The organism is Calothrix sp. NIES-2100, from assembly GCF_963875285.1.
Lineage (GTDB): Bacteria > Cyanobacteriota > Cyanobacteriia > Cyanobacteriales > Nostocaceae > Aulosira.
The window spans coordinates 1,483,524-1,508,888 of the sequence record NZ_CAWNLA010000001.1; the positions used below are offsets into that span (position 1 = coordinate 1,483,524).

Sequence of the window (25,365 nt, forward strand, 5' to 3'; positions counted from 1 at the left end):
ATACTTAATTTATGCTAGACAGTAACTCTTTTTCAGAATCTAATTCTAATTCTTTAGTTCCAATAAACCAAATTTCTAATCCCAATGAAATACTTTTTATTGGATCAAACATTGACAATTACCAAAATTTATTAAGTAATCTAAATACAAATATCCAAGTATTTCAATTAAATCTAGACAACGATATATATGACATTAGTAATGTTTTAAGCGAATATTCAAACATTTCTGCTATTCATTTCGTCACTCATGGTAGCGATGAGAACATACAACTAGGTTCGACTAATTTAAATTCCCAGACTTTAGGGAATTACCAAAATAATTTAGCATCTTGGAGAAATGTTCTCACAAATGATGGAGATATTCTCTTTTATGGGTGTAATGTAGCTGCAAGTGATGAAGGTTTAAACTTAATTCAAAATATTAGTAATATTACAGGGGCAGATGTAGCTGCTTCTGATGATTTAACGGGAAGTCAATTCCAAGGTGGAGATTGGGATTTAGAAGTTAACACTGGTAATATTGAAACCATTCTTCCTTGGCAAAGTACAACTTTAAACAACTTTAATTCTGTTCTTTCTACCATTAGCAGTGACACCACTATTAGCAGTAATCAAACCTATAATGATGGATTAACAATTTCTGGTGGTGATGTAACCATTAGTGGCAATGTAAAAATATCAATTGATGGAGATTTTCTCCTAGAATCTGGTAGAAAAATTACTGGTAATAATGATGGTAATGCTGACAGTTTAACTATTGAATTAACCTACAGTGGTGCTACTGATTTACTTGTAGATAAACTGGAAAATTTAGATAATGTCACGATTCAAGGATTGATTGGTGGGCTGGGGCTAAACAATATTACGATTACAGCCAAGAATATCAATATTGCTGATAGTGCTACATTACTGACTCGCCAAATTGGTCTTACCGATTTTAACAACGGCAATTATATTACAGCCAACTCAATCGGTGCATCTGGCGATATCACCATGACAGCCAGAAATATTACTATTGGTGATTCAGCAACGACTGCTGCAAATGGTGGGGCGGAAATACTAGCTAATGTAGAAAGTGGTAGTAGTTATACAGCCGGTAAAATTAAATTAAATACTTTTGATAAAGATACTCGCGCACCTTTAGCTTTTGGTGGAACTTCACAGCTATCAAAAATTAGCTTAGATGAAGCAACTTTCAAAGGTGGCAGTATTGAAATTAAATCTGAGGCTAAAGATGTTGCCTACAATAAAGATGTTCCTCAAGCTGTAACTGAAGCTTTTGGGTTCTTTAATCTAGATGATTCGATATTATATCAACTGCAAAGTTTAGGCATTCCTCTGGCTGTGCAGGTTCGCAGTTCAGAGTCTTCCGTAAAAATTAATAATTCAACTATTAATAGTAGCGGCGATGTGACTATTTCCTCTGATGCAGAGGTTGATAGTTCAGTCGAAGCTATTAGTATGACAGGTAGTGTAGCTGAACTAGCATTATCGGCAGTATTAGGTAAGCAAGTGAGATTTGCTGGTGCTGGTGGTAATGCTAAAGGTATTGCGGAAACTACTATTGACGGTAATAGTATCATTACTGCCAGTGGTGGTGTTAATGTCAAGTCTAATGTGAAGACAACTGCCAAAGTCGAAGCTAGTATCTTTGCTAATGCCAATACACTGCTTGTTAATAATCTGAAGGTTGGAAGTTTTAACTATCCTGAAGATGCAGTTGATCTGGGTTTTACAGCCGCCGCCGCCGTAACTAACACTACATCTAAAGCCACACTGGGTAGCAATTCCAGCATCACTGCTGGTGGTAACGTCAAAGTCGATGCTATTGGTGCAGTTGATAGTCAAGCCAAAGCAAAAACAACTGTTTGGATCAATGGTAAGGTAGGCATTGGTGTTGCTGTTAACGACGATAAAACAGATATTCTCACTACGGTCAATGGTAATATCACGGCGGGTGGGCTAACTACAGTTAAGGAAAAAACCACTTTTGATAAAAGTAAGATTAATAATAATACCATCAGTTTCCAAGACGGTCACACATTTAAGACAGGTGACAAATTTGTCTATGGTGCTGATTTAGATCCAGCAGGTTTACTGACTAAGGGCGCAGTTTATGATGTTTTAGTCCTAGATGATAAAACTATTGCCCTGACTCCAGAAAATGCCTTAGATGGTGTTATTGATATTGATAATAGTCAAGTTAATAGTGGTGTTCAGCATGGGTTTAGTCGCCTGGATTCATTGACTTTTGACGGTTCTAGTGGCAGTGTGATCAATGCTGATACTGATACACTGACCATTAATAATCATGGATTGGTACAGGGACAAAAAGTTATTTACTATGCCGATCCAATTACAACGGAAGATGAAGAAGTTGGTGATTTACAAACTGGTGGCACATACTTTGTCATTTTCGTTGATAACAATCATATTAAATTAGCAGAAAATCAAGATGATGTTGTTAGTAATACTCCAGTTGATTTAACTGTAACTGTAGGTAAAGAACATCGAATCTCGTTCTATGACAGAAAAACCGAAGACACTCCAAAGTTTGATAGTGCTACAGCAGTAAATGCTACTAATGATAGTATTACTATTGCCAATCATGGTTTGTATACTGGTCAACTGATCACCTACAACAATAATGGCGGAACTTCGATTAGTGTTGCGGCTGGTAACACTAATGAAGCCATCAACAATGGTGAGAGTTATTTTGTCATTAAAAAAGATGACAATACTATTAAATTAGCAGCAACTTATCAAGATGCCATTGATTATGATATCAGCACAGACACGGGAACTGCTATCAATATAAGTGCTGTTGGCTCAGGCGAGCATAAATTCACTTATGAAGTTGCGGAATTTACCTTTGATCCTCAAAGTTCAATAGTTGACAGTGAGAAAAATATTTTTACTGTAACAAATCACGGTTTTAAAACAGGCGATCGCATCCTCTATGAAGTTGATCAATCTGTGGCTAAACCAGCAGAAACAGTGAGTTATCTTACCTTTGAACCCACGGATAAGACCAGTTTAATAAATGTTACCAACAACAGTATTAATGTTGGCAACAACACTTACAACACTAAAGATACAATCACCTTTAAGCAACTGACTGATTTAGGAGTTTCCTCCAATACTCTCTACGCAGCACCATTAACTTTAGGTCTGACTTTAGATAAGAATCAGCAGTATTATATTATTCGCACCGATGATAATACTGTTAAACTGGCACTGACTTTAGATGATGCCAATAATGGCAAAGCAATTGACATCAGCAATACCCGTTGTAGTAATGTCAATACTACAACAAATACTATTACAAAAGCGAATCATGGTTATCAAACAGGAAATGTCATTGACCAGAGTAATTTAAATGCTCTGCTGGAGATTAGTCTAAATGCAAGTGATAAGTATTATGTGATTCGTACCGATGATAATACTATTAAATTGGCACTGACTTTACAAGATGCAAATCAAGGGAATGCTCTCGATTTAGTCAGTACAGAAAATAGTAATGTCAATTTGACAAATAATACTATTACTAAAACCAGTCATGGTTATAAGACTGGTGACACAATTAACCTAACAGATTTAAATATTCTCCTCAATGTCGGTTTAGCCAAGAATAATCAATATTATGTAATTCGCAACGACGATAACTCAATTGGACTGGCACTGACTCAAGCTGATGCCAATGATAATATAGCTCTTGATTTGACTGGGACAAAATCAAAGAATGTCAATATCCAGACAAATGTTATTACTAAAGCCAATCACGGTTATCAGACTGGAAATGTAATTGACCAGAATGCTTTAGCAACTCTGCTAGAGAGTATTACTCTAGATCAAAATAGTCAATATTATGTAATTCGCAACGATGATAGTTCCATTAAACTGGCACTAACTCAAGCCGATGCTACGAATGGTATTGCTCTTGATATTACTGCTACACAATCTAGCAACGTTAATGTCAGTACAAACATTATTACCAAATCCAGTCATGGTTATCAAACTGGCGATGTCATTAGTCTAACTACTTTAGCAACAATATTAGGTACTACCACAACCAGTTATAGTGGTGCAAATTCCACCAGCTATAGTGGTGCAGGCACAACAGACTTTAGTGGTGGCGAAGAGACAACTAATTACAAGGCTACTTTCCTAGATGTGAATCTAGAGACGAATAATGAGTATTATGTAATTCCTGACGGCAATAATTCGTTTAAACTAGCACGGAATGCCACTGATGCCAGGAATGGTATTGCTCTTGACCTGATTAGTTCATCAAATAATAGTAGTTCTGTGAATTTGACGAACAATACTATTATCAGAAATAATCATGGTTATCAGGTTGGCGATAAAATTACTCTGAGTGATTTACAAACTCTGATTAATACGGCAACGACTATTTACAGAGACTCATTTACGCTCAATTCACCACTTTATAAAAACGATAGCTACTACATTATTAAAGATGGTAGTCAGAATATCAAACTCGCACTCACTGAGGCTGATGCGGAAAATGGTGTGGCGATTGACCTAGTTGTATCTTCTGACCTAGATTTAACGAATGATACGATTTATTTGCCCGGTCATGGGCTAAAAACAGGGGATAAAGTAACTTATCAAGTTGACTTTTTAGGTGCAACTGGAACGCCGATTCAATATGACAATAATGGGGTAAATACTCCTTTAGTTGCAAAGCAAGATTATTGGGTAATTGTTGAAGATGCTAATCGGATTAAAATTGCTCTGAGCAAAGTAAATGCAGAGAATGGTCAATATTTGAATTTAACTGTGGGTTCAACGGATGCGTCGCACAGTTTTGCAGTCACAGATAAATTAACCGAAGGCGATAATCCCATTGAAAATCTTGCGGATGGTAGTTATTACTATGCGATCGCCATCGATGCTAACCGCTTCATGTTAGCAGAAACCGATGGTGCAGCCTTGTTAGCAGACCCAATCAAGCTCAAGGGTGATGCCATTGATATTAGTACGACTGGCTTAGATCCTGGTAATCATGGCTTGAGTCCAGAGAAGTTTTTAACTTTTGATGGTTCTAGCGCATCAATTGTGAATGACACCAATGATACTTTAACTATTGCTAACCACGGATTAGTTAACGGTCAGGTTGTCACTTATACTAGCGATGCTACAGCAAAAGAAAGCATCGGTGAACTGACCAGTAAAGAAGATTATTTCGTCATTGTCGTTGATAACAATACGATTAAACTGGCAAATACGTTAGATGATGCGGCTAAAGGCAATGCTTTAGATCTCAACATAGCCGCAGGCAATACCCATAAATTAGCGTATGAGAAATTTGCTAAGACCACTAAGACTCCTAGCAATATCAACAGCAGTAATGACACCATTAGTATAGCCAATCATGGACTAACCACTGGTGATTTTGTTACCTATAACGTCAGTGGTGGTACAGCCATAGGGACAGGAACTAACAGCACCTTAGTTGATAAAACAGGTTATTTTGCCATTGTTGTGGATCAAAATACCATCAAACTAGCCGCAACACTAGCAGAAGCGATCGCAACTACTCCCACAGCCATAGATATCACAGCTGATGGTACTGGTACTGATACCTTTAGTTACGGTACCAGTTCTCTCACCTTTGACCCCACTAATATCCAAGTTGTCGATCCAACTCAAGAAACCTTTACAATCACCGATCATGGTTTCAAAACAGGCGATCGCGTCCTGTATCAAGGAAATACAGTCCTCAATCAATCCATTGGTAATCTCACTTCTGGTGAATATTACTATGTAGTCAATATCGGTAAAGACAGCTTCAAACTAGCAGCTACCAAGGAACAAGCCTTACTAGCAGAACCAGTCATCGGTGAACACACATTAACTGCTGTCTCCGACCCCGTAGGGATTTCCATCAAAGCCGACTTAAAGAAAGCCACAGATGTAATTGACACCAAAGGGGCATTGGGTTCTGTTCCTAAATGGCGAGACTTGCTGAGAAATGCACCTATAGGCTTAATGGTGGCGGCTGGTGCAGGGCTAACTAACGCTATCAATCCCAACACGATTAAAAATGAATTAAAGAAAGGTTTGAAAATTGAGGCCAAAGACCAACTTGCTCTGGGATTATCTGTCGGCGTTAATTTGGTTAAGCATACCGTTAATGCCACTGTAGGTGGGACGTTAAACTCAGGTGCAGACATTAACATTGAGGCATTAGGTAGTCAATTCTTCCAAAACCTAGTTGAAGGTTCAACTAGCTTAGATGAAGGTGCATTAAATGTTGCCGTTGCTGTTGCTGTAGGCTCATTCACTAATAACGTGCAAGCGATCGTTGCCGATAATGCGGTTATTGATGCTGTAGGGAAATTAGATGTCACCTCAACTTTAACTTATCCCCTCGCCCTGAAGAGCTTAGTAGAAGATACCAACTCCACAGATGAAAAAACCAGGTCAAAAGCGATCGGTAAATGGGCAGATTTAGCCTTTGATTTTCTCTTTGGCGGCAAATTGGGATTAGATAATTTCTTTAATACTTTCGTCAGTACCAAGAACAAAGGCAAAGTCAATTACACGAAAAATAAAGACACCAAAGCTGTCACTGGTAATTCCCAAGGAGTAGATGTTGGTATTGCTCTGACAGCAGCATTTAACTTATTTGATAACGACTCTAGGGCTATCATTGGTTCTGGAGCCAGAATTAATCAAAATATCCAAAATAACACCCAGGCTGTATCAGTAAATGCTGTTACTGATATTACCCTGCTGAATATGGCAGGAATTATCAACCTGGATTTAGCCCTAGATGTTGCATTTAAGGGTAACACCAGACAGGAGATTGGGAAAGGCGGCAGAAAACAGTGGGAAGAAGTATTTAATATCTACGGTAATCGCGCCAAAAATGGCTTTGGAGCATCGGTATTGTTCCAAGGGATGACCAATAAGACCATTGCTAAAATTAGGGATGCAGCCAGAGTGCATACAGGCTCTCTCGGTGATGGACTAGAGGTAAAAGCCAAAGAAAATGTCTTTGTCCTCGACCTGAACCAATCCGGGGGACAAGCCGATGATATCGGTTTAACTGGAACAGGTGGCTGGGCATTACAAGTCAGCGATACCATCGCTCAAATTGGCAGTGGTGTGATTATTGCGGGTGGGCCACTTTATCTCGATGCCGATAGTAATGTCGGGCGGATTAGTTACTTTGGCGCGCATCAAGCCTCAGCAGGCAGTTTGGGTATCGGTGCAACTGTCGCTGTCAACAAAGTCATCCGCAATACCAGGGCAGTCATCGGCAATGAAGTGCAACTCAAAGATGATATTAATGTCGAAACCATTAACGATCTTTTCTCCTACTTACAAGTCCCAGACGCTCTGACCATTTTCAACACCAAGGGAGAAATTGAGAACTATAACACCGGTGCTAATTTAAATATCGACATTACAGGCAACAGCAACATTCTCAACGCCAAAGGCCGTAAAGTTCTCGATGTCAATGCTCGCAACAGCGGCTACGTAGTTTCAGCTACCTTAGCAGGTTACGTAGCCAGAGAAGCCGATGATGAGAATAACAATGTCACATCAGGGACAAATGCTGCTGACAGTCCCAGTGGTTTCGGCTTAGGGGTGGCTGGTAGTGTATCGGTGACAGATGCCGATGAAAAAGCTCAAGCATATATTAACGCTACTGGGAATATTCAGGTTTCAGCACCTAGTACATCTTTGGGGGCAATTGACCTCTACAGTGAAAATGAAACAGCCTTCGGTACTGGTTCTGGGGCGACATCATTAATTAAATCCCAAAAGCAAACTACCAAAATTGGATTAGCTGGGGCTGTTAGCACCAATAATATAGAACACAACACTCGCTCCTTTATTAATGGTGCAAATGTTATCACCAATAATCACGTCACCCTGAACGCCGAAGAAAACAGTCGGATTATTAGCGTTGCCGTTGGTTTAGCTGGTGCGAAGGTAGAGCAAGATCCAGCTCAGGGAAATGGCACAAGTGTGAATACCTTCTCTGGTACAGGCTCGGTAACTTGGAGTAAGTTTGATAATATCGTCGAAGCTTTTGGCAAAGACACCACCATTAATCTTTCTAGTGGCAATCTGTCTGTAACTGCTACAGATAATTCTGAGATTATAGGTGTAGCTGGGGCAGTCACGCTTTCCTTAGTACGCGGCAACTTGAGTAATGCTGCTTCTGGGGCTTTTGGGTTAGCGGTAGCCGTCAACCAAATTGATAATAAGGTGCGCGCTTATCTGAGTAATGCTGTAGTACAAGCAGCTGATGTCAGTTTAGATGCCACTTCCACAGCCGAGATTTATGCTGTCACTGTTGGTGGTACGTTCTCTGATGCTTCCTCTGTAAGTTTAGGTGCTTTTAGTATTAGTGGTACTGGTGCAGGCTCACAAAACAAGATAGATAGCACCATTGAGGCATTAATCGAAGCCAATAGTCAGGTGACTACTACAGGTACAGGGGCAGTCGCTCTGAGTGCAGTTGATGACAGTTATATTTTAGCGATCGCCGGCGGCATTGCGATCGCCTCGGCTCGTGGAATCGAAACATCCGCAGCCATTGGATTTGGTGCAGCTATCTCCAATAACACCATCACCGCCAAAGCTAGAGCTAAAATTGACAAATCCAAGGTGACGGCGGCAGGTAACATTACTCTCAACAGTAAATCCACAGCTAACATCTTTGCTTTGAGTATATCGGCAGCTGGTGCTGGTAGTTCATCCACAGTTGGTAGTGGCTTTACTATTGCTGCGGCTGGTGCAGGTTCCAACAATGAGATTACTCAAACCATTGAATCTGTAATTCTCAATGGTAGCGATGTCAAAAATATCAATAGCGGTAGCAAGATTGAACTGATTGCCATTAACGACAGTGAAATTGATGCCGATGCGGGTGGTGTAGCTGTAGCCGTAGCTTTGGGACAAACCAGTGCCACATCGATTTCCGTGGGTGTCTCGGCGGCTGTGAATAAATTTGATGCCGATACTCGTGCCGAAATTGACAACTCCAAAGTCACATCTCCTGGAGACATCACCCTCAAAGCTGACTCCACCACACATATTAATGCTGTCGCCTGGACTGGTGCAGTAGCAGTAGGCTCCTCTAGTACCTCCACTGGCTTGGCTTTCACTGGTGCGGGTGTCGGCACAGGTAACAAGATTGATAACATTATTGAAGCGCGCATTGATAATAACTCCACTGTAATTAGTGGTGGCAACATCAGCCTGAGTGCCATTGACGATAGTCTAATTGACGCTGATGCCGGGGCGATCGCTCTGGCTCTCTCTCGTAGTTCAACTGCTGGTGGTGCTGGTTCTGGTTCATTGGGTATTGCCATATCTAAAAACGACATCACCAACGATACCAACGCAACTATCGATCAAGCCACTGTAAACACCAGCAATGGCAAAATTGAACTCACAGCGAAATCAACGGCAACCGTGAATGCTCTGAGCCTCAGTGGAGCTTTTTCTGGCACGCTGACTGGTGGTGCAACTGGCAGTTTTTCTGGAGCCGGATCGGGTTCAGGAAACACCATTAAAAATACTATCACCGCCAAGATTCGCAACAATGCCAATGTTGATGCCACAGCAGACATTAAGGTAGAGGCAATTGATACTTCTACAATTACGGCTGATGCGGGGGGATTTGCGATCGCTGTTTCCTTGGGGAATAACACAAGCGTTGCTGGTAGTATTGGGCTATCGATCGGCATCAACGACATCGATAACACCATTCAAGCCCTGATTGAAGGCACTAATACCACCGTAGACACAACTACAGGTGGAGTTACTGTCAAGGCTACATCTGACTCCACCATTGATAACTTCGTTCTCGGTGGTTCTGTGGCAGCTGCTATCGGTTCTACAGCTATTGCCCTAGCTGGCTCAGGTGCTTCGGGAGATAACGAAATCAACAACACCATCGAAGCCGCAGTTAAAGATAACGCTGTAGTCACCGCCAGAAACAAAGTCTTAATCTCAGCAACAGATATCTCCGATATTACCTCCGATGCTGGTGGTGGATCTCTGTCATTTGCATTTAGTGGCAATAATGCAGTTGCGATCGCCATTGGTGTCGCCTTAGCTAACAATACAATTAATAACCAAGTTTCCGCCTACATCGACAACGCCAAAGCCTCATCCACTAACAATAACTTAGAAATTACTGCTGACTCAGAAGCCACAATTACTGCCAAGAGCGTAGCTGTATCAATTGCGATCGCGGTTGGGCAGAGTGTCGGTGCTGGTTTCAGTGGTGGGGGAGCAGGAGCAACCAACGTTATTCTCAGCAATACCAACGCCTACATCAATAACAGTACCATTAATAACGTCGGTGACTTGAAGTTAACTGCCACCTCCGACAACACAATTGATGCTGATGTTGTAGCGATCGCTGGTAGTGGAGCTGGAGGTGCAAGTGGCGCAGGAGTAGCCGCCGCGATTGGTGGTTCTTTAGCGAGAAACTACATTGGTTATGAAGCCAATGGCAATAAGAAAGCTGATGCTGCTCAAGTTAGAGCATATATTCAAGATTCCAGTATCAATGCTAGGGGAGCATTAAGCCTAACAGCTACCGCTACAGATACCATTACCGCCGATGTGGGAGCAGGAGCATTAGCGATCGCTGCGAGTTCAGAACTGGCTGTGAGCCTTGTAGGTGCGGGTGCGGTCGCTGAAAACAAAGTTGCTGCTAAGGTGAAAGCATTTATTGACGGAGATGGCGCAACAGGTATTTTTGCGAATAGCATCGCCCTCAAAGCTGATGACACCACTATTAATACAGCCAGAGTCGGAGCAGCATCCGTCGGCTTATCCTTGTCCGGTACTTCCTCAGTGGCAGCATCCATTGGTCTAAGTATAGCTCGTAACAAAATTAACAATGAAGTCCAGGCTTACATCCAAAATGCCAACAACAAAGTCGAAGCCAGAAATGGCTCGCTGACAGTAGAAGCTATTGAAAGATCCACAATTACTTCTAATGCTGTAGCTGTATCTGTCAGTTTAGCCATATCCCTCGACATATTCTCAGCATCATTGGCACTAAGTGGAGTCGGAGCAGAATCAACGAATATTGTCAACAACAGCGTCAAGGCTTACGTTGATGGCAGTACTATCGAAACCAAAGGCGGAAACGATAAAGATATCAAGCTTGATGCTCAAAGTACCTCTCAAATCTCTGCATTAGCAGGAGCAGTTGGCGTTGCTGGTTCAGGTGGATTATTCGCCGCAGCCGGTACTATTGGCGTTTCCCTAGCTAGAAACCTGATTGGCTATGACTCGATTACAGATGACTCAGGTTACGGCAACGAAGTTTTAGCATACATCAAAGATTCCACTGCTACTTCCACCGGGGATATCAAAGTTTATGCCACTAACACAGACACCATTGAAACAGTATCCTTTGCCGCTTCAGTAGCGATCGCAGTAGGTATTGGTTTAGCTGGAGCTGGTGCGGGGGCTGAATCAACCAGTAAAATGGCTAGCAAAGTCCATGCTTACCTAGAAAATACGCAAGCCATTGCTGGAGTTGATTTAGAAGTTAAAGCCACATCCGATAGTCAAGTTACTAAAGCTCATACAGTAGGAGCTGCGATCGCGGCTGTCATTGGTACAGGAGGAGCGGTATCTGTTGCTGCATCTAACGTAGTCAATGAAATTAAAAATAACGTCCAAGCTTACGTTAAGAGCGACACCGCTAAAAAGATTGAAGCTACCACAGGCAATGTCTTCATCTCTGCGGATGTGTCTCGCGCTCGTATTAGTAATGTTACTGCCGTTACAGCTTCCATTGCTGTTGATACTAGTTTGAGTGGATTCGCTTTCAGTGGTGGTGGCGTTGGTTTATACAACACAATTGATAATGATGTTGATGCTCACATTACCGGCCCTGTGACTGTCAATGCCACCAAGGGAAATGTTAATGTTCTCGCTAGTGAAGATGCTTTCCTTTCGAGTGATGCTACAGCCATTACCGTTGCCGTATCCCTGATCAGTGCTGCTTTAGGCGTGGCGATAGTTGAAAACAAAATTAACAGCACAATTCAAGCTTGGGTTGATAATGATTCCTCTACAGCTTGGACAACTGGTACTCCAGTCACAACTATTAACTCAGTCAACACTACAGTCTATGCAGATTCTATTGCCAACATTGATAAAACCTTAACTGCGGGTGTTTCTGCTGCGACTGTCGGTATAGCCGGCAACGAATCCGAAGCCAATATTCAAACAGCAGTCAAAGCCTTTGTCGAAGGTACAAAACTGGCATCAACTGGTGATGTGGAAATCAAGTCAACAGCCAACAACCGCGCCAGAAGTTCTGCAAATGGCGGTGCAGCAGGTGGATTAGCTGTGACGGCGATGGTTTCCCATGTCAACTTGGGTAAAGGAAATGATGTCAACGAATTAGAAGCAATCCTGGGAGACGGTACACAAGTAACAGCCAAAAACTTGAAAATTACCGCTACCAGCACCGATGACTTGTTAGCCGAAAGCGTCGCCGCCGGTGCAGGTTTAGTAGCAGCCGGAGGAGCAAAATCTACCCTCAACAGTGATTATGCCACCATTGGTCAAATTGGCGACAATACCAAAATTACAGTTCAAAATCTCTCCATTCTCTCCAAACATACCCAAGATGTTGATTCCGCCGCCGACAGTTTTAGCTTCGGTGCAGGAGTTGGTAACGGTGCAGGTGTAGATAATGAAATTACCTCTAAAGCCAATGTCGATATTGGTACTAACAGTAGCGTCACTGCTGATACCGTCATCATCAACGCCATCAACCGACTGAACAAAGATAAATTTGTTAATGCTCAAAATCAACAACTCGGCCCCATCGGATTAGTCAATTCAGCCAACCTGAAATCAGGCTCGGCTGGTGGAGGAGTCCTGACAGTTCTAGAAAGTGGCACAGATATTGGTACATCGACGAATCCCTTTGAAGCTTTAGTCAATATTGGCAACAGCACTAACATTACCGTTAATGGCACAAATGCTAATCCAGGTACGCTGCGAATTGAAACCTTGAATGAAGTGACTGCCTATGATTTAGTCATAGTGGAAAGTGCCGGTTTGTTTGCAATGGGTGTGGGTTTATCGAGAATAGATGCCAATACTCAAGCTGGGGTGAATTTAGATGGAGCAACCTTAGAAAATAAAACCGGGGATGTTTACCTCACCTCTCGTACCGACTCAAGCTTGAATCCTAGTGCCAATCTCCTGATCCTAGCAGGAGGTTCACCTATTTCCGCCGCCGTTAATGCTGGCGATGCCAAAACCACTACTAATGCTAGCAATCAAATCAAAGTTGATGATTCAGTTATTAAAGCTAGTGATATTCGTCTCTATGCGGGACGCGATAGCTTTGCAGTTTCCAACCTCATAGACAGTTTCGCTAATGCCGAAATTACCACCGCAAGTCTTGGCTTTGGTATTAGTATTCCGGTCTTAAATGCAACCATAAACGAAACTAACAAGGTAGATATTACAGGCACAACTCAGCTTCTCGCCTTGGAAGATGTTAACCTAGTTGCGAAAAAAGGTGTTGGTGCAGGTTCTGGTCAAAGAGCCAGAACCGATGGATTAGTGGTGAATTTAGCAATTCCTCCCTACGGTTTCCCACTTACTCCTGATGCTTCCAGACCGACTATTAAGGCAACTGATAATAGCATCAGTCAAGTCAACATTGATACGACTACTAGCATTGAAGCCGGGATTAATAACAAGGCATTAGTCCACATTAAGCCTCTGGACTTGAGAAATAGTAGTGGTACTTTAGTAAAACAATTAGATGATTCTAAACTAGGAACACTACTAACTAAAGCTGAGAAAATCGCTCTAGGATTACCAGAAGATGCGGCTTATGAGTACAGCAGTTTAGATTTGGATAAAATTGCCTTTAGCATTTCTACAGGTACGGTTGTACAAGCGATCGCCGGTTCATATAACAAAGGCAACGCCGGCCATTACTATCAATATAAACTCCCAACGACAGGGGCATCCGATGACATTGTTCTCCAAGATGAAGACTTTTCTAATACTGCCAGATGGACAGATTTGGGTACAACTCTCACCGCAGAGCAGCAAGCAGAACTAGCAGTTTATCGCAGTGATGTCACCATTACCTTAAAAGCTCAACTCAAAGATAAATTCTACGCGATTAAACCCAAAGACCTAGATAAAATCAGCTTGTCCTATGCCAATGCTGGCAACCTGTTATTAGATCAAAGGGAGAAAATCCTAGCTTGGATAGACAATCATGCAGGAAATACGGAAGCGATCGCTCGTTATCAAGTACAGTTGGCAGAAGTAGAAGCCACACTCCAAGAATTAGGTCTGTTTGAGACGATTCAGGTGAATGGGCAAACTGTCAAGGCTGTCAAGAAGGAATTAGATATTATCTCTGTCAACCTGCCAAATATTTACGCTGCTCCCGGTGGTATCTTTATCGAAGCCGACAGCATGACAGCTAGCAATTTCACTAGCTTAGTCGGTAGCGCACTCAAAGCCAAAGCAGGCGCAGAAATTGACATCCTCAACCAGTCACCTTTTGCTATTAACGTTAATGACACAATTATCCGCGATAACAAACGAGTCACCGTAGTTGATGGTAAGTACACTGTTCTGCAACCAGGAAATGTTTACGTTAACAACGTGCTGGCGGGTGGTGCAAGCGTTAGTGTTACACCCAACACAACAGAGGTGAAATATGGTGATACAGTCTATCGCTATAAAGGAACTGAAACCACACAATTAGCTCTCTCAGAAATTAGTTACGACACAGATAATAATTGGGAAGCTACCACTACAGATGCTAGTACCTTTGTCGCGGGGACAAATAAATATATCGTAGAACGCAAAATTATCAGCATTATTCAAGATTCCTTTGCTGATAGTGCTTACGATACAGGCACAATCGTCTTACCAAGCATCGATCAGGATATGTACATCATCGGCGATGTAATCAATGAAGCTGGTGATTTGTACATTAATAACCAAGAAGGCAGTATTAACGTTTCTGGGGAAATTAGAGCCGAAAACGTCACCATTCAGGCAGCTAGAGACTTTAACCTCAACAGCGAAGACTGGTTCCACACTAATCAAGATCCCCGCCAGTACATTGATTATGATGGTGCAAGAAGCGCAGTATTTAACACTGCTGGCAATGCAGATTCCGAAACTTACAGCAATACAACCAATGTTGGCGGACAAAACCTGAATGCAGCCATCAACCGCAACGAATCATCAATTTTAGCTCAAGGAGCAATTTCCGTTACCGCACGCTACCTCAACGTTAACGGCTTAATTCAAAGTGGTGTCAGCACCGTGACACTGAATATCGCTGCTAACTTTAACCCTGGTACAAACACCCAAAGCTTTGTTGATGAAAATGGCAATGTGCTAGCAGGTATTAGCTTCGGAACAGAGAATGTACCTGTAAATGGTTACTTTGATGCCGCAGAAAACGCGATCGTAGTTGAAGATATCGTTCCTCAAGGTGGTAGGATTACCCTTGCTGGGCAAATCTTCAGTACAGGTAACGGCAAACTGAAAGTTGCTAATGGTTATGCCAATGTAGACATTAATAACCAAAGTAATTACAAACTCATTGTCAACCGCATAGATAACACTACCAATCGAGAAGGAATAATTACGATCGTTGACACCTACAGTAACGCTAACCCGAAAACAGTCAAAAAAGTCGAGTACAAAGTCAATGGTAGTAACATTCAAGAAACAACCTACACAGGAACAATAGTTCCCGCCGCTAACGGTAATATTTCCACCATTAACTATACTCCTGTAGGTTCGGCGATTTCCCATACCTTTAGCGATGATATTAAATATCAACCCACACCAGGATTACAATACACCTGGACAGAAGGACAAGAGAAAACCAGAGTTGTCATCAACAAGTACGAGCAGAATAGCTTTAACCTCCTTGGTTTTGATTGGGATGACCTATCGGCTGATGGCATTCCACCAGATACAACAGAAACCACTTTCCGTGACGATCAACCCTTACTTGAGTCAGAATCTCTAACCAGCAACAACCTGGTCAACTTAATTAAAGATACCTCCCAAGTTAGGAATATTGCTAATAACAAGATATACCGCTACATAGGCAATAATGCCAGCAACGTATTACTGTCTACCCAAAACTTTGCTGATACTACTAAATGGCAAGATACTAACACTACTAGCATCACCAGCATTACAGATCCAGCAAACAACAAGTTTGACTCAGATATCCTCTACACTATCAGTTACGAACAAAAAACTGATAACACCGTAGACTTAATTAAAGACATCTCACTAGTCAGAGATATTGCCACTAACAAGATATATCGCTACAAAGGTGATAATGCAGATATACCTTTGTACACAGACTTTGCAGATATCACTAAATGGGAAGATACTAAGACTACTAGCACCACCACTATTACAGATCAAGCCAACAATAAATTTGACAGCAATTTTGTCAATACTGTCAACTTAGTTAAAGACACCACACAGATTAGAGATATTGCTAGTAACAAGATATATCGCTACAAAGGTGATAATACCAGCATAATCTTGTATCAAAACTTTGCGGATACTACTAAATGGCAAGATACTGGCACTACTAGCACCACCAGCATTACCAACCGAGCAGAAGATAAATTTGATAGCAATTTTATCAACTACACCAGAGTAGTTGAAAATTGGACAACCGGCGGTGGTTGGTTAAGGAAGAAAACCTATCACACCAAAACCACAACTACTATCGGACTCAAAGACTTTTATACTCATAGGCTCAAAGCTGATAACCCAATTGATATTGACTTCATTCCAGGAACAAATACACCGAATATATCCATTGAGTCCGAAGGTGATATTTATTTACAGGGTAATATTGAATCACCTGATAACGGCACAGTTGAGCTAGAGTCTGACAACGGTTCAATTACCAGTGCCAACAATAATGCAATTTTCGGTGCTGTAACTAATATCACAGTTGGCGGTGACTTTAAAGCTCAGATTCAAGGCGGAACTCAAACACCAATTAATATTAGCGCCGATGGAGATATTGAATTAACGGTAGTTTCGGAAGATAACAATAGTAATAGTTTGGTTGTTGGTAACATTAGTTCCACTAACGGTAATGTCACTATTAACGCCGCCGATGGAATTACAGCCAAAGATAACACTTCTTTAATTAAGGGGAATAAAGTTGAGTTAATTGCTGAAGATGGTGCTATTGGTAGTGCGTCCCAAGTAATTCGAGTTGATAGTAACACGGCTAATTCCGGCGGTTTAGCCGCGAAAGCCGATGATAACATTTACATCACCGAAACGACTGGCGACTTGAACTTGGTAGAAGCTACATCTTGGAATGGAGACGCAGCAATTGAATCTGAAAATGGCGATGTACGTCTAGAAACAGTGAATGGTTCAATTCTGGATGGAATTTATGAACTATTCTCTACCACTACAGTAGCTAGCAGTCCTAATTACCAGTATTTAATGTCCCCAGGTTTACGCCAGTTCTTGTATCCTGATACGAACTTCTTAGGATTTACACAAAACACCTCCACACCAGAAACAGCAAATATCATTGCTGATAAAGTAACACTGATAGCTGGTGGTAATAATGGTCAATTGGGACAAATTTCTAGTGCTGTAACCATCGATTTAACCCAAGGTTATGCACAGTTAGCAGATAGCCAGAAACAATTACTTTCCATCGCTACTGCTGAAGATGTAGCTGGTGTTACCTACCAAATTTATGAATACATTGGTAGCAATACCACAGGTGCAGATATATCTCAAGGCAACTTCAGCAACACTAATTTATGGAAGAAACTGACACCTGACTTTATTACCCAAAGTACACGCACTTCTCCCCAATCTGTTCAAATTAGTAACGGCAAAACTGTTTTAGTACAGTACGCCGATCAAGACTACGGACTCTATAAATATATTGGTTCTACAGCGACTTTAGATTTAGCTAATCAAAGCTATGAAACACCGAGTTTGTGGCAAAAGGTAACTACAAGCCACGCTACTAACGATAACGGGACAGCTTTACAAGTAATTCCTAACACCACAGTTGTTAGAGATAGGAATTTTATTTACCGCTATGTAGGTGCAACTACTACAGGTGTTAATCTCTTGGGAATAGATTACGCCAACGATAGTAATTGGCAAGATATTACCTTCAGCCAAAACGCCAATGAAAATCGTTTTGATAGTAGCTATACAACGGTTGTTGAAGTAATTCCTAACGTCACCTTGGTTCGAGATGATAATACTATTTACCACTATATCGGCTCTAGTACAGTCAATCTGAAACCATCAGCGGTGAACTATGCTAATAATCCTGATTGGCAAGTTGACACTACTTTTGAATTAATCGAAAACTTTGTTCAAAACACCAGCCAAAATCGCTTTGAAAGTAACTTCCGCAACCAGAATAAGACCTTGCTCACTGGTCAATTGGTAGAAGATAGATTTAACGTCACTCATTTAACAGTCCAACTCCGAGATGATGTCAACCTACAAGCTACTGATGCAGTTACCATTGATGCTGGTAAGGGTGTTGCTGTGGAAGCTACTGGGACATTGCAAATCAATCATGTTAAATCTGGTGGCGATGTCAGTTTACAAGTAGCTGGAGCAATTACTGACCTGAATACAGATTCCACTGCGGCAATTACTAGCTTTGGTGACTTGGTTCTCAAATCTGAGGGAGCAATTAATAGCACAACAACCAACCCCTTACGCATCCAAGTTGCCTCATCTGGTAGATTGAGTGCCGAAGCTGTGGGTGATATTAACATCCAACAGGTAGCTACAGATGCCACCATTAATAATCAATCTCAAACAATTTCTGACCTGTATGTATCGAGAGTGACTGCTGGTGGTAGTGTTTCTATTCAGGTAGCAGAAGGGGATATGACTGTTGGTAAGGTGTCTGCGGGTAATTCTGTAGACCTGAGAGCGCAGAGTGATATTTTCGATGCCTTTAATGATACCAATGCCACGGTAGTTAATATCTTCACTGGTAATGTAACTGCACCAGCAACGGGTAATGTTTACCTGCAAGCAGGCGGAGATATTGGCACTAACAGCAACTTCCTTGATGTAGAAATTAAAGCTGGTAACTTTAGCGCATCTGTTGGTAACGATGTCTTCTTACACAGTGTTGCTTCTCTAAATGTTGCCGATATTGTCTCTACTGCTGGTGATGTCAACTTAGATGTCGATGGGGATGTGAAGATTGACCCAATTACAGCCACAAAGGGTACAGTCACAATTAATGCCGACGGCTCAATAATTGATGCCCTGGATGATGACAACAGCGAAATAAATGCTGTTAGTATCAAGTTGACGGCTGGTGGTGCGATCGCTAGTGCAGCTAACCCCTTTGATATTGACTCATCCAATGCTACACCGGGAACGGTTACAGCTACAGCTAACGGTGGAGTTTACTTAATTGAAACCAACGGCGATTTGCGAGTTGACTCGATCAAGTCCCAAACTGCAGATGTCACACTCTTAGCTAAGAATGGCTCAATTCTGGATGCTAACGGCGACGCAGTTAACATTGAGGGTGTCAACATCAACCTCACTGCTACAGCTGACAGCATTCTCACTGCTACAGCTGGCAGCATTGGCGAAGTTACCAACGATTTAGAAATCGATTCCGCAAAACCAACGGCTGGTAAACTCAAAGCCACAGCGACTAACAACATATACATCACGGAAATTGTTGGCGGACTGAATATTAACAGTGTAGATGCTGCCCAAGGTGATGTTCGTTTAACTGTCAAGGACACCGCCGCCACAGGTGAAGATTTACTCCTTGATGGTACTGCCCAAGTCACCGCCGCCAATGGTTCTGTCACTCTGCGAATTGGCGATAACATCACGGCTGATGCCAATAGCCTGATTTCTGCCCAGCAAAATATCACCATCCTTGGTGATTACAGCAATGCTGACACTGTAGGAACTACTGTTAGCTTGAATGGTCGAATTATCGCTGCCAACGTCTTAATTCAAGGTGAAGCTAATGCAGATTCAATTACTCTGCGTCTCCAAGAATTAGTCGGTAATACCTCGGTACTTGGCGGTAACAGCAACGACACAATCATTGTAGATCGCCTGCCATCCCTAGATAAAACCCGCCGTGGTCAAAGCAGCCGAAACAACCTTACCCTGGATGGTCAAGCAGGCAGCGATAATTACACAGTCAACATTACAGGCAGTGATACCGACTACATTATTAATGTGTTTGACACGGGAGTTGATACCCTTCAGGATCAATTAACTGTCTTCGGTACAACTGTTGCAGATAATTTCCTTCTGCGGGCGGCTGAAGATAGAGTAAATGGTGTTGCCTTTGTCGCCGCACTCCACGGAAATCCATTTGTTGATGTGGAACGAATCAATTACACGCTGAAACTAGAAAAACTCAACGTTAACACCCAGGATGGAGATGATACCGTCACCTTAGATGATAACTGGGCAGAAACTACTATCAGTGGTGGTAGCGGTAACGACAACTTCCAAGTTGGGCAAATCTTCAAGTCGCAACGAGATGCTGCTGCTGGAGTCGCTGCTAAAGATGTATTTGCGACTGTGCAAACAACTCGCGGCTACTTAAGTAACGGTGTCAGCTTTACTACTACCCTGGATGGTGATGCAGGTAATGATACATTTACTGTCTACCGCAACAAAGCAGTACTAAATCTTAATGGTGGCGATAACGATGACCTGTTTGTGATTCGCGCCTTTGCGGAAGAAGGTTCTAGTGATAATAATGTCACGGCTGGTCAGGGAGTAGATAACATTCAATACGTTGTCAATGCCCCAGTTAACATCAACGGCGGTGATGGTAATGATACGCTGAAGGTTATCGGTACAGAATTTGCTGACAAATTTGTGGTAACAGCTAATGCTATCTCTGGCGCTGGAAGGACAGTTAATTACACGAATATTGAGACGGTAATTATCGACGGTGCGGAAGGTGACGACGAATTCTATGTTCTGTCTACTAATACAGGAGTTGTCACCAAGCTATTCGGCGGACTGGGTAGCGATCGCTTCAGCTTGGGTGGCGATGCGCCGACAGTCGCGGCGGGAACTAACTCGTTACCAGCGCAAGAAGGTTCTCACAAAGTTGATGGTATCCAAGGTCAACTAATTATTGATGGCTACGGTGGCGACGGGTCAACCTCCTTAGCTGAACCTGTACTGCTTCCTGGCGAAACAAATTTACTCGCCTCTACAGGAAAGGTATTTGCTTACTCAGCCGCCAATAACACCATGACTGTGGCGACAGCAGATGTACTCAGTCTCCTGAATAACCTAATTGGCAAAACTTTGGAAATCAGCCGAGGTAATGGACTGCGCCGATTCTGGCGGATTATTGGCGTGACTCAAAACAACGGTCAAACTGTACTGACGCTGCAAAACCCCTCACTACCTGACCCAACTTGGGGAACACCCGATGCTAACAGTGAATATACCATCAACAATCTGTCACCTAATTTCTTCGTCAATGAAAATGAAACCCTGGATGTGGTGACTGCATTTAATGATGGTACCACCGCTAATACTTCCGGCAACTTAACAGCAAATACTCTCACCGGGTTGGGAATGGGTGCAACTGGAGTTACTTACAACAACTTTGAGGTTGTAGAAGTCTTGCTTGGTCAAGGTAACGACCAATTCACAGTTGAGAAAACAGCAGACGGCGCAATGACAGCCATTCACGGTGGCGGTGGTGATGACACAATTACGGTGAGCGATCGCGGTGGAGTCGATTCCAGAGGTAAGGATGCACCACTAGCAATCTTTGGCGATACCACCCAAGACGGTAGCCGTTACACCGACACAGCAAACCAAGTCAACCCAGGATTTGCACGCAGTTTCACCAACCCCGGTAACGATATTATCAACGCCTCAGCTGCCACAAAGAATGTCGCCATCTACGGTGGTGCAGGTAATGACACCATTACAGGTAGTCAAGCAGGTGACCAAATTGCAGGCGGTTCCGGCGATGACAACATCAACGGACAAGGCGGCGCTGACCACATCTATGGTGATTCTGGCTTTAACCTTGACACTGCCACCAGGGAATTGACAGTGCCGAACGTCAATTCTAGCGTTAACACCTCCCGCGATGCCCTCACAGTTGGCAATGACACTATCGACGGCAGTAGCGGCGACAACATTATTTTGGGTGACTACGGTATCATTACCCAAACCCCAGGAACATCGAGAATCCTGAATACTGGAAATGTCATCCAGGTAGAAACTGCTAATCCAGGCAGTAGCGGCAATGACACAATTACTACTGGCAGTGGTCAAGATATCATCCTGGGTGGTAATGGCAACGACACCGTAAATGCTGGTGATGGTAATAACATTGTCATCGGTGACAGTGGTAAGGTAGCGATCGCTAATGGTCAACCCCAAACCATTGAAACCACAGACGACAGCCTGGGCGGTAGCGACAGCATTACCGCAGGCACGGGTAACGATGTCGTCCTTGGTGGCTTCGCTGGCGACACGGTAACCTTGGGTGCAGGTAACAACATTGTCTTGGGTGACAATGGCAAGGTGGATTACACCACCGATGGCAACCTGGCAACGGTTGACCTGATTTACACCAACTCACCCAGTTTGACTGGCAACGATGCAATTACCACAGGCAGTGGTAACGACATCATCCTGGGCGGTAATGGTAACGACACCGTAAACGCTGGTGATGGTAATAACATCGTTATCGGTGACAGTGGCAGAGTCACCAATGTAGCTGGTAATATCCATCGCATTGAAACTACCGATAGCAATCTCGGTGGCAACGACACAATTACCACAGGCAGCGGTGAAGATATTGTTCTCGGCGGCTTTGCTAGCGACAGCATTACCACAGGCACAGCTAATGATATTGTCCTGGGTGACAACGGCTACATCAGCTACGTTGAAACCGATAACAACCCAGCCGATATAGACCGCATCAAGACAACCAATGTCAAAGATGGCGGTAACGATACAATTAACTCTGGTGCTGGTAATGACTTTGTATTCGGTGGTGTTGGCAATGACCAAATTAACGCAGGCGATGACAACGACCTGATATTTGGTGATAACGGTGTGGTTGAAGGTGACGTTAACGCCAATCTCCTGCCATTATCAACACTGACTAAGCCATTCACCTTTACTTCCATCGACACGGCGAACACAGATGCTAATAATAACCAGCTTGGTGGTAACGATACTATTTCTGCTGGGGCTGGTAAGGATATTGAGATCGGCGGACAGGGTAATGACGCTATCTACGGTGAAGCGGGTGATGATGACATCATTGGCGGACACAATGTTGCTGGCGGAAATGATGGTAATGACATCCTAGACGGTGGTACAGGTAACGATGCGATCGCAGGTGATAACGCCGCCATTCTCCGCCGTGGTGATGCCCTCAGTCCGCGTATCCGCACGCTCAACGGTCAAGTCATCTATGATGCTAATGGTACAGCCCAAGTCAACGGTAGTTCACAACTCAACCCCACGGGTGCGGAAGAACGGACAATTACACTGTTTGACCACTCCTACACCCCAGCCGCCAACACCTTTGGTAATGACAGCATTGCAGGTGGCGCACAAAATGACGTAATTTTTGGTCAACTGGGCGACGATAGCATTCAAGGTGACGGTGCTGTTTCCCTGAACACAACTACCGCATCCGTAGAAGATTTCGCTGGTGTTGGTACTGATGGCGATGACTACATCGAAGGTAATGGCGGTAAAGATTTAATCTTCGGTAACCTGGGTCAAGATGATATTGTCGGTGGTAGTTCTAACCTGTTTAGCTTGACTGCGCCAACCCAGCGACCTGATGACGCTGATACTATCTTTGGTGGTGCTGGTACTGATATTGCCCGCAATGACTTGGGCGATCAATCCGCTAACGGCCATGCCCGCGATGCTGACTATATCATCGGTGATAACGGTAATATTCTGCGTTTAGTTGGCAGTAACGGTCAATTCCTCACCTTCAGCTATGACTTATATGGTTCACTGAAGCTGATTCCCCGGGCTATGCAATTGCTGGATTACACTCAAGGAGGTGCAACTACCGATCGCGGTACGGCTGATGTACTACACGGTGAATCCGGTGATGATGTCATCCACGGTATGACTGGTAACGATGTCATCTTTGGCGAAGGACAGGATGATGACATCTACGGCGGTACAGGAAGCGATCGCATTTACGGCGGTGCAGGAGAAGACGGTATCCTTGGTGATGATGGCAAAATCTTTACCAGCCGCAATGGACTCACCGAAACTCTCTATGGTGTTAATACCATCAACGCCCAAACCAACATCAGCATTTCTGGACAATTCACAGGCGCTTGGGTTTACATTACTGGTCGCTTAAATAAAACAGTTGATTTAGCGGCTGAGACTTTAGGCGGTAATGACACTATCTACGGTGGTTTAGGTGATGACTTCCTCCACGGTGGTGCAGGTGACGATGGTATTTCTGGTGCAGAAGCACAAGCTACTTTCTACAACAGCAATCCAGTTACTAATACCAACACACTAGGCTACGATCCAGTAACCCGGAAACTGGCTGCTTATGATGCCAACAATCCAGTGGCGAAAATTGCTAATTTCTTCCTCAACTTTGATGCTGTTGATGCTGCGGGTAACAAAATTAACGACGGTAAAGACAATATCTTTGGCGATTCCGGTAATGACTGGTTAGTCAGTGGCACTCAGAATGACCGTCTCTTCGGTGGTTTGGGTGATGATGTCATCAACGCCGATGACAATCTTGATACAAATGGTGGTTTAAACAATCAACCTGATGCGCCAGCATTTGCTGACCGCGACTTTGCCTTTGGTGGTGGCGGATTAGATGTACTGATTGCTAACACAGGCGGCGATCGCTTGTTTGATTGGAATGGCGAATACAATAGCTACTGGGTACCATTTAAAAACTTTGGTAATCCTACCGTTGTGCGATCGCCGTCTCCCGCTATCCAGCAATTCCTGCTCGATCTGGGTAAATCAAGCGGTGCTGACCAAACTTTAACTGAACCAAATGGTGAACTTGGTTTAACCACCTCAGGCGAAAATGGTTCCCCACGCGATCCCCAAAATATTAAGTTCAATGGGCAACAGGACACCCAAGGTGCACCAGAAGACGATCGCGCTACAGGTCTTCCCATAGCTTAAGACCATTGCTAGCATCATCGCAGCAATTTCAGCAAAAACACATTATTTCCTGGAGGTAGCAACAAGGCTGACAAAATTTAAATAGACTACCAAGCTAGAGGCACAAGAT

Annotated in this window: 1 protein-coding gene; it reads left to right on the plus strand. The window is 43.1% G+C overall.

The window, feature by feature from the left end; genetic code table 11:
* The first annotated feature begins 11 nt into the window (after positions 1–11).
* Entirely contained in the window at positions 12–25,256 is a 25,245-nt protein-coding gene (locus tag AACU32_RS06280) for a DUF4347 domain-containing protein (RefSeq protein ID WP_096598818.1), read from the plus strand.
* Positions 25,257–25,365: the final 109 nt, after the last annotated feature.